We start from the raw sequence: 14,742 nt of genomic DNA on the forward strand, positions 1-14,742 counted from the left end.
GAATGCGCCGATTTACCCAGCAGGAGAGTCGCGCCATGGCACATACCGCCACGCCCAAGCCCACCGCATGTCTGGCACTGGCCGACGGAACCCTGTTTTATGGCATCGGCTTTGGGGCAACCGGCCAGACGGTGGCTGAACTCTGCTTCAACACTGCGATGACCGGGTATCAGGAAATCATGACTGATCCGTCTTACGCCGGGCAGATCGTGACCTTTACCTTCCCGCACATTGGCAACGTTGGTGTGAACCCCGAAGATGACGAGACCGGTGACCCTGTGGCAGCCGGGATGGTCGTCAAATGGGATCCAACCGAACCATCGAACTGGCGCTCCGCCGAAGAACTCAAGGGATGGTTGGCGCGGCGTGGCCGCATCGCCATCGGCGGTGTTGACACCCGCCGCCTCACGCGGGCCATTCGTCAGCAGGGTGCTCCGCATGTTGCACTGGCCCACGATCCTGACGGCAACTTCGATATTGAAGCCTTGGTTGCAGCTGCGCGCGGCTTTGCCGGTCTTGAAGGAATGGACCTGGCCAAGGATGTAACCTGCGCCCAAAGCTACCGCTGGGATGAAATGCGTTGGGCATGGCCTGATGGATACCAGCGTCAGGAAGCACCGGTGCACAAAGTTGTCGCGCTGGACTTCGGGGCCAAGCGCAATATTCTGCGCTGTCTCGCCTCAGCCGGATGTGATGTGACTGTGTTGCCCGCCTCGGCAACCGCGGCCGAAGTTCTGGCTCATGAGCCTGACGGGGTTTTCCTCTCCAACGGCCCTGGCGATCCAGCAGCCACAGGTGAATATGCAGTGCCAATGATCAAAGAGGTTCTGGATTCGACAGACCTTCCGGTCTTCGGCATTTGTCTGGGCCACCAGATGCTGGCCCTCGCCCTTGGTGGTCAGACCATCAAGATGAACCACGGACACCACGGTGCGAACCACCCGGTCAAGGATCTGGACACCGGCAAGGTTGAGATCACCTCGATGAACCACGGCTTTGCCGTTGATGCCGAATCCCTGCCCGAAGGTGTGATCGAAACTCACCGCTCGCTGTTTGATGGTTCAAACTGTGGTATCCGCATGACCGACCGCCCTGTGTATTCGGTCCAGTATCACCCCGAAGCGTCGCCCGGCCCTCAGGACAGTTTCTATCTGTTCGAGCGTTTTGCAGCAGCCATGGCAGATCGCAAGGCACAAGCCTGATTGCTTGTGGTTTCCTACGGGCGACCGTTAACTGCAAATTAACCGTGATTTAGCAACCCTGACGTCACTATTGGCGACGGGGTTTGAAATGGTTGAACTGAATCTTCAGGGTCTTGCACCCGCAACACCCGTCCCCGGCACAAGACCGCGTAAACCGCTGGGTGCATGTTTGGTCGGCCGTGGCGTTATCAATCAAACGCAGTTGCAGTGGGCATTGAACCAGCAAACAAACCAGAACGCGCGTCTGGGCGAAATATTGTTGAGCGAGGGCTGGATAGACCGCCAGAACGTACTGCAAGCTTTGTCCGATCAAAATGGGTTGCAGATTGCAGATCTCAAAGCTTCACCGCCATCTGCCGATCTGTTCGCCATCCGGCCTGCAGAATTCTGGGTGTCTCACGGCGTTGCACCGTGGATGCGGATCGGACCAATCCTTCAGATCGCGACTGCCCGTCCTGATCAATTCGAACAAGTCGCAAATGAACTTAGCGATTGCGGACACACCGTGGTCCCGGTTCTGGCGTCCGCTGAGCAAATCAATACTGTTATCGCTGCACAATTCTCTTCGACACTCGCCGAGGCAGCAGAGAACCGCGTCGATGCCGTGCACAGCTGCCGCAATTGGACTGCCCGTTCACGAGTCGGGCCCATTGCACTGCTGCTTGCTGCATTGGTGGTGTTTCTCGCCTATCCACCAATTGGGCTGGCCTTTTTCTTTTGGTCGGCTGTTTCAACGCTGATCTTGTTTCTGACACTCAGGATATTCGGATTGGGTGCCTATCTGCTCAGCCCCAAAACCCTTTCCGCTTGTCAAGAAGCGACACAGACCCGAATGCCGGTCGTTTCGATGATGGTACCTTTGTACAAAGAGCGGGAAATCGCAGATGCACTGATTGTCCGACTTGGGCGCCTGACTTATCCCAAAGCTCTTCTGGACGTCATTCTGGTGCTAGAAGAACATGATGATGTTACCCGGGCAGCTTTGAAAAACGTAGATCTGCCTTCGTGGATTCGTGTCTTGGAAGTGCCTGAGTTGGGGAATCTAACCACGAAACCCCGAGCAATGAACTATGCTTTGGACTTCTGCCGAGGCGATATTATCGGGGTTTGGGACGCCGAAGATGCGCCACAACCCGATCAAATTGAAACCGTCGTTCGACATTTTGAGCGAGCGGCAGATGACGTGGTGTGTCTGCAAGGTGCTCTGGACTACTACAACCCCCGAACTAACTGGCGATCCCGTTGTTTTACAATTGAATACAGTGGCTGGTTTCGCGTTATCCTGCCGGGAATTGCGAAACTGGGTCTGGTCGTCCCATTGGGCGGAACAACATTCTTTTTCCGTCGCGACAAACTGCTGGAGCTGGGCGGTTGGGACGCCCACAATGTAACGGAAGACGCAGATCTGGGCGTTCGCCTGAGCCGTGCGGGTTACAGAACCGAAATCGTCGAGACCACAACCTACGAAGAGGCTAACTTTCGCGCCTGGCCCTGGGTTAAACAGCGCTCGCGCTGGCTGAAAGGGTTCATGGTCACCTATCTGGTGCACATGCGCGCACCGTTACGTTTCCTGAACGAGCTTGGGCCGCTGAGATTCATGGGCGTACAAGCATTCTTTCTGGGCACTGTAGGACAATTTCTGCTTGCACCGGTTTTATGGATGTTTTGGCTGACATCGATGGGTCTGCCTCATCCCTTTCTCAACGTTGTAACGCCAGAGATTCTGAAGGCCTGCATCTATCTCTTTCTGGCAGCAGAAGCCGCCAACTTCATAGTTGGTGCATTAGGCGTTAATGCCGGTGGCAGGCGCTTTCTGCTCCCGTGGGTTCCGACATTGATTCTCTATTATCCGCTCGGTGTTCTGGCTGCCTACAAGGCCCTGTGGGAACTCGCGGCCAAGCCTTTTTTCTGGGACAAGACCCAACATGGTCAGGCCCACGAAGAGGCGGCCATGACCTGACGCAGACTATTTCTCGCGACGCACTGCATCCTGTTTCAGGCGTGTCATGAAAGCGATTGAGATATGGTCTTTCAACGCGCGTTCCGCGGCGTCTTCATCCCGCGCCACAATGGCCTCAACGATGCCCTTGTGCTCACTTTGCGCGATCTCACCACGCCCCTGCACTGCCAATGATGTAGTGGCCATCAACGCCATCGTCCGATGCACCAGATCAAGTTGCTGGACCAGATAGCGGTTATGCGATGCCAAGTGAATCTGCTCGTGGAACCGGCGATTGGCTCGAGACAATGCGGTGGGATCATCGACCAGGGCATCATCTGCAGCAACCATGTCCCGCAAAACCTTGACCTCTTCTTCGGTCGCATGACGGGCAGCTAGGCGGGCAGCCAAACCCTCCAGCTCACGCCGAACCACATACAGTTCTGCCATCTGATTATGATCCAACGAAGCCACGATCAGAGAGCGTCCGTCCCGCTCAAGCAACGACTGTGTCTCCAACCGCTGCAACGCCTCGCGGATCGGGGTACGCGACACGCCAAATCGTTCGGCAAGCTCGCTTTCCACAAGCCGATCACCCGGTTTGTAGACGCCAACGTCAATGGCCTCCAGAATCAGACTGTACGCATCTGTATGAGATTGTCGGGACTGGCTCATTTGATTTGTTTCTCCTCGTTCGGACATGTCTATCCGTCTGATGGCCTCGCAATCAAGTGCGCCATTGAAAACTCCGCCGGCACGCCCTAAACCCAAGCCATGGTCAAACCTGCCTTTTCTCATGTCACGCAATGGGTGTTCGACCTCGACAACACCCTCTACCCGCCACATATGCGCCTGTTCGATCAGATCGAGGTGCTAATGACCGATTATGTCGTTCAAGCCATAGGTGTTGAACGGGCCGAGGCGGACAGATTGCGGTCTCACTATTGGCGGCAATACGGAACGACATTGGCCGGTCTGATGGCCGAGCACGATCTGGATCCGGACCCCTATCTTCATGCCGTTCATCAGGTCGACATGAGCCACATGGACCCCGACCATGAGCTTGCTGCGCATATCCGATCCCTCCCGGGTCGCCGCATTGTCTATACCAATGGCAGCGCGCCATATGCCGAACGGGTGCTCGCCGCGCGCGGGCTGACCGGATTGTTCGATGCGATCTATGGGGTGGAACATGCCGGATACAGGCCAAAGCCCGAGCAAGCGGCGTTTGAAACGATCTTTGCAAAAGATGGGATCAAGGCCGAAAATGCAGCCATGTTCGAGGATGATCCGCGCAATCTGGCGGCACCTCACGCTATGGGAATGCGCACCGTTCATGTCGCGCCTGACCCGCACGAGGCTGAGCATATTCATCACCATACGGACGACCTGACAGGGTTCCTCGCGCGTCTGGTCTGAGCTTCGCAAACTGCGACGATCTGCTCATTACGCAGGTGCAGCATCGCACCTATATGCGCCGCAGATGTGAACAGAACGGAGACCCCGATGAGCGCGATCGAAATGCCCCGCCGCCTGCCCGTCTGGCAGCGCCTGCTTTATGCAATTCCTCTGTTTGGCTGGATGGCGCGTGATGTCGCCGACGGAGAACCCGAAGACCTGGGCTATACCGCTGCTGCGATCTTCAGCATGTGGGGCTGCTCTGCGCTTCTGTTTGGCCTGCCTGGCCTCTACATTCCGGCGCTCGCGATGGTCCCGGTCATGTTCCTGATCCTCATCCTGATTTCACGCGGCTGATAAACGGGACAGGATGTCACTTGGCCTCTGGCACAGATCAGCACTAGGTTCAGCTCAGAACGGAGTAATGTGCCATGACTGACAGCTGTGACATCCTGATTTCTGGTGGCGGAATCGCCGGTTTGACCGCAGCGGCGGCCTTTGGCGCAACAGGTTTTGACGTAATCTGTGTTGATCCGGCTCCTCCGATTACCGAACGCGATGTCGACGGTTCGGACCTGCGAACAACGGCTTTTCTGCAGCCCGCTCATGGCTTGCTAGAACAGTGCGGATTGTGGAGCCGGTTGGATGAATATGCGGCCCCTCTGCAAATCATGCGTATCGTCGATGCGGGCGGTGACGAGCCGGAACCGCGTGTCGTAAGGGATTTCAACGCAGCAGACATCTCGGACCAGCCATTTGGCTGGAACCTCCCCAATTGGCTACTACGACGCGAAATGGTGGCGCGGCTGGCAGAGCTGCCCAATGTCGATTTCCGCCCGGGCACCGGTACAACCAGCTTGTTTACCCGCACCGCCGAAGCGCGCGTGGGCCTGAGCGATGGCAGTCGTGTTCGTTGCAAGCTGGTGATTGCTGCGGATGGTCGAACCTCTCCGATGCGTGAGGCTGCCGGTATCGATGTCCATACCACGCGATATGGCCAAAAGGCGCTGGCCTTTGCGGTCACCCACCCAATCGCGCATGAGAATGTCTCGACCGAGATCCATCGGTCCGGCGGGCCTTTCACGCTAGTTCCCCTGCCCGATTGGCAGGGTCAGCCTTCTTCGGCGATTGTCTGGATGGAGCGGGGACCGCGCGCGGTAGAGTTGCTGAATCTGGACACCGACGCATTCGAAGCGGCAATGACAGAACGATCCTGCGGTTTGTTCGGGCCACTCAAGCTCGCTTCACGCCGCACGATCTGGCCGATCATCAGCCAGTCGGCTGAACGTCTGTCCGGAGAGCGTATCGCACTGATGGCCGAAGCGGCTCATGTCGTGCCCCCGATCGGTGCGCAGGGATTGAACATGTCGCTGGGCGATCTGCGCTGCTTGCTGGATCTGGCTCAGAGCAGACCTGATGGGTTGGGCGACGTGCAGATGCTGGAAGCTTATCACAAGGCGCGCCACACCGAGATCGAATTGCGTGTGAAAGGTATCGACCTGCTGAACCGGGCGTCCATGATGGAAACGCGCGCCCTGCGGGACGCGCGTGCGATGGGTCTGAATGCGCTTTACTCTCTTGCGCCGGTTCGCAAGACGCTGATGCAAATGGGTCTTGGCGTTCGCTAAGGCCCAATTTCAGTTCAAAGAACCTGATCCAGCACCCGTCTCAGGCGAGCAATTGTGGCATCAACATCATAGAGTTTATCAAGTCCGAACAGCCCGAGCCGGAAGGTACTGAACCCTTCGGGCTCATCACACTGAAGCGGCACGCCAGCTGCGATCTGCATCCCCAGTGCGGCAAACTTCTTACCGTTCTGAATTTCAGGATCGGATGTATAGCTGACAACCACACCGGGCGCGCCAAATCCATCTGCCGCGACTGACATGATGCCCCTGTCCCGCAGCATTTGCCGCACGCCATTGCCTAAGGCCCATTGCGCTTCACGCAGTTTTTCAAATCCGTACTCGCGGGTTTCGGCCATGGTGTCTCGGAACGCACGCAGTGCATCCGTGGGCATCGTCGCATGGTAGGCGTGGCCACCATTCTCATAAGCCTGCATGATCTGACGCCATTTTTTCAGATCAATGGCAAAGCTGTCAGACGTGGTTTCATCCAGCCGTGCCTCGGCACGCTCGGACAGCATCACTAGCCCAGCGCAAGGCGAAGCGCTCCAGCCTTTCTGGGGTGCCGAAATCAGAACATCGACGCCCGTGGCTTTCATATCGATCCAGGCACAACCTGACGCAATGCAATCCAGTACCATCAGTGCGCCAACCTCATGCGCGGCTTCGGCCATGGCCGTCACATATTCGTCCGGTAGGATCACACCGGCTGCGGTCTCGACATGCGGGGCAAAAACGATATCCGGGCGCTGATCGCGGATAGTGGCAACTACCTCCTCGATCGGCGCGGGCGCAAAGGGAGAAGGGCTTGCATTACCGGTCTCGCGAGCCTTGAGGACGGTTGTGGAGGCGGTCAATGAACCCGACTCGATAATCTGACTCCATCGATATGAAAACCAGCCATTACGAACCACCAGAACATTCGCTCCGCGGGCAAACTGACGGGCCACTGCTTCCATACCGTAGGTGCCACCCCCGGGAATCACTGCGATACCATCTGCGTTGTAAACATCCTTCAGCATCGAGGAGATATCACGCATCACCTGCTGAAAAGCTGAAGACATGTGATTGAGCGAGCGATCCGTGAAAACGACCGAAAACTCCTCGAGACCATCAGGGTCAACAGTACTCAAAAGTGCGGGCATTGTGCGTCCTTTCCTAAGCTTTGTGCAATTTCTGGACGCTTGAGTCGCTTTGGTAAAGCACCAATGCGACCTCATGTGCTGACGTGACGGAAACCGTGCAAAGATTGACGATCCTGTTCACCATCAATGGGGAAATCTGAAGAAATGACGCCAATTAGTGTCACCCTCTCTTTACACCATGGCGCGATTCTGAACAGATACGCACACTTTGAACAAGAAAGGACGTGCTCGCCCGTGCCTGCACAAAAACGGATTAGTTTCCAGGTCGTTCGCGACGAAGTTAAACGGCGGATTGAAACCCGGATCTGGCCTCAGGGCTCTTTGTTGCCCACCGAAACTCAACTGGCAGAAGAGTTCAATTGCGCCCGCGCGACTGTCAATCGCGCCCTGCGGGAACTGGCCGAACAAGGGTTCGTAGAGCGTAAGCGTAAAAGCGGGACGCGCGTCAAAAAAGCCCCCAGCAAGCAGGCAAAGCTCGAGATTACTCTGACCCGCCAAACGGTCGAGAATCAGAACGCTACATATCGCTATTCGCTGGTTGAGCGGAACGTGGTCGCGAGCCCTGGCTGGCTGAGTTCACAGCTCAGCGTTTCCCCCGATTCGCGCGTACTGCACGTCATCTGTATGCATTATGCCGACAATCGTCCCTTCCAGCTTGAAGAGCGTTGGATCAACATCGACGCCGTCCCGGATGTGGAACATGCAGACCTGCAGGAAACCGGTCCACATGAATGGCTGTTGGATGCGGCACCGTTTACCGAAGCCGAAATTGCCTTCTGTGCGATCTCGGCGGATAGCCGACTGGCTGAATACATGGGCACGACCGCTGGTACGTCCATGATTCAGCTTGAGCGGACGACATGGAAAGATGGTCAGCCGATGACGTTTGCGCGCATGACGCACCACCCTGGCTTTTGCATCCGTACAAAGTACTGATCCAGTCAACCGATCGGTCCCGGCAAACGCTCTTCACTTAACAGAACGTTTGCCTCGACATCACCCGCACCCGGTAGGGTCATGATGCGCCTACGTAATACACGTTCGAAATCCGACAGATCACGCGCAACGACCCGTAATCTATAGTCATACAAACCCAAGACATGCTCAACGGTTTGTACCTCGGGGATCGCGCTTACGGCGCGTTCAAAATCCTCAAGACTAACCTGCCCTTTCCGAGCGAGTTTGACCCCCAGAAAAACAGTGACACCAAATCCCAGCGCTTCAGCATTCAGCCGCAGCCTGCGCCCCTTGATCACCCCCGCCTCCTGCAGGCGCTTGATACGTCGCCAGGTTGCTGGTTGTGACATTCCCAGCTTGCGCCCCAAGGCACCTGCGCTGAGCGTTGCATCCTGTACCAATGCACGCAAAAGCTCGCGGTCGGTTTCATCCAGTTCGATCATACCGGCAAAACCTCATCCCTTTTGACCCGCGCGATGTGCATCAACGCCTCGATATCCGCGATATGCGGCAGGGTCAGAATACGATCCCGATAAACCTGCTGATAATGAGACATATCCCGGGCCAGAACCGACAGCCGAACATCCACGCGCCCCAGAAACGTCTGTATCTCGATCACTTCAGATACTTCTCGGGCGGCTGCGGTAAACTCGTCAAAGGCACGAGGCTGAGTTTTGTCCAGCGTAACCCGCAGTGAAACCTCTACTGCGTAACCCAATGCCGACCAGTCGATCACAGCCTCCTGCCCCTCGATCACACCACTTGCCTGCATTTTTTCGATACGGCGCCAGCATACCCCTGGACTGATCCGGCATCGCTCAGCCAGTTCAGCCGTCGACAGGCTTGGATCAGCCTGAAAATGGCGCAGGATTCGACGGTCGATATCATCAAGCATGATTTTTACGACTTTCTCTCATTTCAAGAATGATGATTTTGAATTTATATGCATAGCCACCTTCGTGGCTATCGCCAATACCAAATTGGCTGGTTAAAAGCACAGCAATCGAAACAGAAAGGACCAGCGAAATGCGCGTCTATTACGATCGCGATTGCGACATCAACCTGATCAAAGACAAAAAAGTTGCCATTCTGGGCTATGGTTCGCAAGGCCACGCGCATGCGCTGAACCTGCGCGACTCAGGCGCCAAGAACCTTGTCATCGCTCTGCGTGAAGGTTCCCCTTCGGCCAAGAAAGCCGAAGCCGAAGGTCTGCAAGTTATGGGTATCGCCGAAGCCGCAGCATGGTGTGACGTGATCATGTTCACCATGCCCGACGAACTTCAGGCCGAAACCTACAAAAAATACGTCCACGACAACATCAAGCCCGGTGCCGCAATTGCATTCGCCCACGGCCTGAACGTCCACTTCGGCCTGATCGAGCCGAAAGAAGGCGTCGATGTCATCATGATGGCACCCAAGGGCCCCGGCCACACCGTGCGCGGCGAATACACCAAAGGCGGCGGCGTGCCCTGCCTGGTAGCTGTCGACAATGACGCAACCGGCAAAGCGCTGGAAATCGGCCTGTCCTATTGCTCGGCCATCGGTGGCGGACGCTCAGGCATCATTGAAACCAACTTCCGTGAAGAGTGTGAAACCGACCTGTTCGGTGAGCAGGCCGTTCTGTGTGGTGGTCTGGTCGAACTGATCCGCTGCGGCTTTGAGACTCTGGTCGAAGCAGGCTACGCGCCTGAAATGGCCTATTTCGAGTGCCTGCACGAAGTGAAGCTGATCGTTGACCTGATCTACGAAGGCGGCATTGCCAACATGGATTACTCGATCTCGAACACCGCCGAGTACGGCCAGTACGTCACCGGCCCGCGCATCCTGAAATACGACGAGACCAAAGCGCGTATGAAAGAGGTTCTGAACGACATCCAGCAGGGTAAATTCGTTCGTGACTTCATGCTGGAAAACGCTGTTGGCCAGCCGACTATCAAAGCGTCGCGCCGTGCCAATGACGAGCACATGATCGAAGAAACCGGAGCGAAACTGCGTGGCATGATGCCCTGGATCTCGGCCGGTAAAATGGTCGACAAAGAAAAGAACTAAGTCTGATATTTCTCAGCATCGGGCGGCCTAACTGGCCGCCCTTTTTGTCAGGTTCAGCTAAGTGAGCTACGAACCGCAACACATTACAAACATGCCTTTATCGGTAAATTGGCTGCATCACAGCTCAAGTATAGCAAACCTTTGGGCACCCACGTGATCAACGCAGGCCGATTGAGCAGAGGAACGAATGGTAAAACAGCCGGATTCTCGTGACTGGAGTGGCGTCGCAGCCCTTGGCCTCATCTGGGGCGGAACCTTCATGGTCGTCGCGATTGCTCTGGAAGGTTATGGGCCAATAACGGTGGCAACCGCGCGGACCACTTTGGGGGCGTTGACGCTGCTTGTGCTGATGATGCTCACGGGCCGCAAGCTCCCAGCCCCCAGCCCCGCGTTATGGGGTGCCATTGTGGTGATTGGTATATTGTCTACCGCCCTGCCCTTTGTGCTGCTGAGCTGGGGTCAACAATATGTACCATCGGCCTTTGCCGGCCTATCGATGGCCGCTATTCCGCTTATGGTTCTCCCGCTTGCACATTTCTTTTCAGACGAACCCCTGAATGCCCGCAGGCTCTTTGGTGTGACACTTGGGTTTTCCGGTGCCCTCGTCCTGATCGGTCCCGGTCTTGCACAACTTGGCGATGGAGCCGAGCCCCTGGCGCAACTTGCCTGTATCAGCGCTGCTTTCTGCTACTCGTTGGCCTCCATCTTCACACGGCGCTGTCCACCGATTGACCCAATCGTTCTGGCAGCACTTACGCTGGTCGTCGGAGCGCTCATTCTGCTCCCCATCATGTTGGTGACCGAAGGTATTCCGGATTGGCAGGGAACGCGTTCCGGTTTTGCGATCATCGTACTCGGGCTAGTGCCGACAGCATTTGCCACACTTCTGCGCGTATCCATCATCCGCAGTGCCGGTTCAGTATTTCTGACGCTCGTGAACTATCAGGTGCCAATCTGGTCAATGGTGTTCGGAGCATGGATCCTGTCTGAGGCCCTGCCTTTGCGCTTCTACATCGCGCTTGCTCTGATCCTGACCGGAATGGCGATCAGCCAGTGGTTTAGCCTCAGAAAAATGCTGATCGGGCGTTAGCCTGCGACCGCTTCGACCTCGGAAACGATTCCGTCGACGACCTGCTGCAACAGCGCATCGTCTTCGCACTCTGCCATAACACGGATCAACGGTTCTGTACCCGATTTCCGGATCAGCAACCGGCCCTGTCCGTTCAAACGCTTCTCGGCATCGGCAATTGCAGCCTTAACGCTGGCGTCCTCCAGCGGGGTTTGCCCTTCGCCATAGCGCACGTTCTTCAGAAGCTGTGGAACGGTCTCGAATTGTTGCGCCAATTCAGATGCTTTGCGCCCGGAATGCACCATTTCGGCAAGAAAATGCAGACCCGCCATCAACCCGTCACCTGTGGTTGCGTAATCTGACATGACGATATGCCCGGATTGCTCACCACCCAGATTAAAGCCGCCTTCACGCATCCGCTCGACAACATACCGGTCGCCAACAGCAGTGCGTTCCAGGCGTAGGCCCTGCGCTTCCAGATGTCGTTCCAGACCAAGGTTCGACATGACCGTAGCAACCAAAGCACCACCTTTCAGCGTGCCTTCCTTTGACCAGGCTGAGGCAAGCAGCGCCATCAACTGATCGCCATCGGCGACCTGCCCGGTTTCATCGACCACAACAACACGGTCTGCATCGCCATCCAGGCAGATGCCAACGTCTGCGCCATGCGCGACAACCGTTTCTGCGGCAATACGTGGTTGGGTCGAACCACAGCCAAGATTGATGTTTTTACCGTCGGGCGACGTGCCAATCGGTATGACATCGGCACCAAGTTCCCACAGCACTTCAGGGGCTGTTCGGTGCGCTGCACCATTGGCACAGTCGATTACCACTTTCAGCCCATCCAGCCGCAGATTACGGGGAAGCGAGGATTTGACCCGCTCGCCATAACGGAACCGGGCATCATCAACCCGGCGCGCGCGGCCAATGTTCTGCGCCTGAGCAGGGCTGACCCCCTCCTCAATCAGTTTCTCAATTTCAAGCTCCGCCTGATCAGAAAGCTTAAACCCATCAGGCCCAAAGAACTTGATACCGTTATCTTCGGCGGGATTGTGACTGGCTGAGATCATCACCCCAAGATCTGCCCGCATTGAGCGGGTCATCAATCCAACGGCTGGCGTGGGAACAGGACCAAGAAGCAGCACGTTCATCCCTGTCGACGTCAATCCTGCAGTCAGAGCGTTTTCAAGCATATAGCCGGATAGTCGCGTATCCTTTCCGATCACGACCCGGTGCACGCCGCGTGAATCCCGGCGAAAATACCGCCCGACCGCGGCCCCGATGCGCAACGCCATTTCTGCCGTCATCGGATAGGTGTTGGCGGTGCCTCGCACCCCGTCAGTTCCGAACAGCTTGCGCATACCTGTACTCCAAATATTCCTGCCTGCGACCGAATTACCGGACGGCGGCCCACAGGCGCAAGGCCTGAGAGGTTTCGGCCACGTCATGGACCCGAATGATCTGCACACCTTGCGACAATCCGGCCAATGCTACGGCGATTGATCCCGGAGCGCGCGCATCCTTGCGTGGTTCCCGCCCGATGTTGCCAATGAACCCTTTGCGCGAGACGCCCAACAGTATCGGGCAACCCAGCCCATGAAACAGGCTCAGGCTTCGTAGCAATGTCAGGTTGTGCTCTTCTGTCTTGCCAAAACCGATACCAGGATCGGCCACGATCAGCTCACGGCTGAGGCCGAGATTTTCCAGATGAGCGATTTGACCTTCAAGGAAATCATACACATCCAACAAGACGTTATCGTATTGTGGATCATCCTGCATCGTAGCCGGATCACCCTGCATGTGCATGACACAGACAGGGGCACCGATACGCGCGCAGAGAGGTGCAAGTTCAGCATCGAAAGTGAACCCAGAAACATCATTGACCAGCCCCGCACCTGCTTGCCAAGCGGCCTCGGCGACCTTGGATTTACGGGTATCAATGGAAATCAACGCGCTGGTTTCCGCCTTTATCGCCTGAATAAGTGGGCGCGTACGCTCGATTTCTTCATCCTCGGGGATAAAATCCGCCCCCGGCCGCGTTGATTCACCGCCAATATCAAGGATCGTCGCCCCATGTGACACCATCTTCACGGCGGCCGAGCGTGCAGCGTCCACGGAGTTATGCACCCCGCCATCCGAGAAACTGTCAGGCGTCGCATTCAGGATACCCATGATCTGCGGCTGCGCCATATCCAGCCCCGCTATGGCTGGACGAGATCGGGTGAGACGCTCCAGAATATCTGCAGGGATATCTGCAGCCTCGACGATCTCGGCGGGTCCACCGCGCGTCAGCTTTTCGGCGTGGGTAAACCAAAGCGCTTGTCCGGCAAGGTGCTTTGCTTCGACAGGCTTTGTCGGACCGTGCTGAACCAGTGGTCGAAAATACTCGGTCACAGTTGCTTCTGCTCGATTGAAACAGATCGTAGCGGAGTTTTTGGTGCTTCGGGCAATTCGCCGCCGATTACCAGCATTTCACTGGCTTCAAACGTTGCTGCGAACCATGCAGCAAGCGCAACTGCATCAGATGGCGCGGCCGACGGACCGTCAACGGCATCCAGAACAATCTTGGAAGGTGCCCAGACACAAATCTGTCCATTCTTCATCGCCCAATCCAGTTCGGTCCGGGTGGAAACCACCACGCAGCGATGGTCCCGTGCCGCCAGAACCCATGCGTTCTGTTCGATTGCCAGCAGATCGATCCGCCGCTGGGTCATCGCATGTCCGGTTTGAGACACAGTTAGATCAGCGGCCCCAACGCACAGGATCAACGGGCGTTGGCGGTTCTCAAGCTGATCGATCCAACCGGTCAGATTGTCCGATGCAATCGCTTCGTTCGACAGGAATGCAAGGCGTGGATGGGGACGTTCTTCTTCCACAACGTCGTGATGAACCGCGTCTTTACCACGTACTATTTCAACCCCCAGCGCACCGGGACCACGATCGAGTTTTTCGATGCGAACAAATGCTCTTACAGCCTGAGGCTCTAGCAGAATGCGCTCAGCCACGCGGTCGGCCAAAGTTTCCAGCAGATTGAGACGCTCCGCCGACAGCTCATAGGCAATCGCTTCGGTCACGCGGTCGTAGGACAGGATGCGATCCACATCATCGTCAATCGGATCGGTTATTGGCCGTACTTCAACCACGATATTGAAGCAGATGCGCTGCGTTGTTCCGCGCTCGGCCTGAAATGCGCCGATCTCAACCTCAACGATATGATCACGCAGCGAGATGCGATCCAGCGGACCGCGTGGCGCTGTCGCTTCGGACCGTTCAGACGGGTGCGCAAAGGCTAGGCGGATTTCAGAACTCATGGTGCGCGCCTTTTCGGGCTCAGTGGACAAGTTTGCCCAAATTATAC

The 14,742-nt window shown here is 56.5% G+C and carries 15 protein-coding genes; 8 read left to right on the plus strand and 7 right to left on the minus strand.

What is annotated here, in order from left to right:
- Positions 1-35 precede the first annotated feature (35 nt).
- On the plus strand, positions 36-1,202 hold the full coding sequence (gene carA, locus GOX61_RS15150) for a glutamine-hydrolyzing carbamoyl-phosphate synthase small subunit (RefSeq protein WP_170335068.1): 1,167 nt from the start codon (positions 36-38) through the stop codon (positions 1,200-1,202).
- An 88-nt stretch (positions 1,203-1,290) separates the two neighbouring features.
- A complete protein-coding gene (locus GOX61_RS15155; protein ID WP_170335070.1) occupies positions 1,291-3,162 on the plus strand; it encodes a glycosyltransferase family 2 protein in 1,872 nt (623 codons plus the stop codon).
- 6 nt (positions 3,163-3,168) lie between these two features.
- Here the strand turns inward: GOX61_RS15155 and GOX61_RS15160 are convergent, their stop codons facing one another.
- Positions 3,169-3,816, minus strand: coding sequence for a GntR family transcriptional regulator (locus GOX61_RS15160; RefSeq protein ID WP_170335071.1), 648 nt, complete (start codon positions 3,814-3,816; stop codon positions 3,169-3,171).
- 99 nt (positions 3,817-3,915) lie between these two features.
- Between GOX61_RS15160 and GOX61_RS15165 the strand changes: the two genes are divergently transcribed.
- From GOX61_RS15165 to GOX61_RS15175, 3 genes are all read left to right on the plus strand, one after another.
- A complete protein-coding gene (locus GOX61_RS15165) occupies positions 3,916-4,560 on the plus strand; it encodes a pyrimidine 5'-nucleotidase (RefSeq protein WP_170335073.1) in 645 nt (214 codons plus the stop codon).
- An 87-nt stretch (positions 4,561-4,647) separates the two neighbouring features.
- The gene (locus GOX61_RS15170; protein ID WP_155151366.1) at positions 4,648-4,896 is read left to right on the plus strand and encodes a hypothetical protein; all 249 of its coding nucleotides are present in this window, start codon (positions 4,648-4,650) and stop codon (positions 4,894-4,896) included.
- Between the two features lie 74 nt (positions 4,897-4,970).
- On the plus strand, positions 4,971-6,167 hold the full coding sequence (locus tag GOX61_RS15175) for a UbiH/UbiF family hydroxylase (protein WP_170335075.1): 1,197 nt from the start codon (positions 4,971-4,973) through the stop codon (positions 6,165-6,167).
- A 14-nt stretch (positions 6,168-6,181) separates the two neighbouring features.
- Here the strand turns inward: GOX61_RS15175 and GOX61_RS15180 are convergent, their stop codons facing one another.
- Complete coding sequence (locus GOX61_RS15180) at positions 6,182-7,309, minus strand: aminotransferase class V-fold PLP-dependent enzyme (protein WP_170335077.1); 1,128 nt, start codon at positions 7,307-7,309, stop codon at positions 6,182-6,184.
- 234 nt (positions 7,310-7,543) lie between these two features.
- On the opposite strand from GOX61_RS15180, the gene GOX61_RS15185 reads away from it, so the two are divergent.
- A complete protein-coding gene (locus GOX61_RS15185) occupies positions 7,544-8,245 on the plus strand; it encodes a GntR family transcriptional regulator (RefSeq protein ID WP_367646971.1) in 702 nt (233 codons plus the stop codon).
- A 5-nt stretch (positions 8,246-8,250) separates the two neighbouring features.
- Here the strand turns inward: GOX61_RS15185 and GOX61_RS15190 are convergent, their stop codons facing one another.
- Together GOX61_RS15190 and GOX61_RS15195 are read right to left on the minus strand one after the other, a co-directional pair.
- Positions 8,251-8,709, minus strand: a complete 459-nt coding sequence (locus GOX61_RS15190; protein ID WP_155151377.1) for an Lrp/AsnC family transcriptional regulator — start codon at positions 8,707-8,709, stop codon at positions 8,251-8,253.
- Positions 8,706-9,161 carry an Lrp/AsnC family transcriptional regulator gene (locus GOX61_RS15195; protein WP_170335079.1) on the minus strand — a complete coding sequence of 152 codons (456 nt, stop codon included), beginning with the start codon at positions 9,159-9,161 and terminating at the stop codon, positions 8,706-8,708. The genes GOX61_RS15190 and GOX61_RS15195 overlap by 4 nt, the downstream gene beginning before the upstream one ends.
- A 131-nt stretch (positions 9,162-9,292) precedes the next feature.
- Between GOX61_RS15195 and ilvC the strand changes: the two genes are divergently transcribed.
- Complete coding sequence (gene ilvC, locus GOX61_RS15200) at positions 9,293-10,315, plus strand: ketol-acid reductoisomerase (RefSeq protein WP_155151382.1); 1,023 nt, start codon at positions 9,293-9,295, stop codon at positions 10,313-10,315.
- Positions 10,316-10,502: 187 nt separating this feature from the next.
- Positions 10,503-11,405, plus strand: a complete 903-nt coding sequence (locus GOX61_RS15205; RefSeq protein WP_170335081.1) for a DMT family transporter — start codon at positions 10,503-10,505, stop codon at positions 11,403-11,405.
- Here GOX61_RS15205 and glmM read toward each other — a convergent pair.
- From glmM to GOX61_RS15220, 3 genes are read right to left on the minus strand one after another with little or no spacing between them, the layout of a single operon-like run.
- The gene (gene glmM, locus GOX61_RS15210; protein ID WP_170335083.1) at positions 11,402-12,745 is read right to left on the minus strand and encodes a phosphoglucosamine mutase; all 1,344 of its coding nucleotides are present in this window, start codon (positions 12,743-12,745) and stop codon (positions 11,402-11,404) included. The genes GOX61_RS15205 and glmM overlap by 4 nt on opposite strands.
- A gap of 34 nt (positions 12,746-12,779) precedes the next feature.
- Entirely contained in the window at positions 12,780-13,778 is a 999-nt protein-coding gene (gene folP / locus GOX61_RS15215; protein WP_170335085.1) for a dihydropteroate synthase, read from the minus strand.
- Complete coding sequence (locus GOX61_RS15220) at positions 13,775-14,695, minus strand: dihydroneopterin aldolase (RefSeq protein WP_170335087.1); 921 nt, start codon at positions 14,693-14,695, stop codon at positions 13,775-13,777. The genes folP and GOX61_RS15220 overlap by 4 nt, the downstream gene beginning before the upstream one ends.
- Between the last annotated feature and the right edge of the window lie 47 nt (positions 14,696-14,742).

This window comes from Ruegeria arenilitoris, from assembly GCF_013030265.1.
GTDB classification, from domain to species: Bacteria; Pseudomonadota; Alphaproteobacteria; order Rhodobacterales; family Rhodobacteraceae; genus Ruegeria; species Ruegeria arenilitoris_E.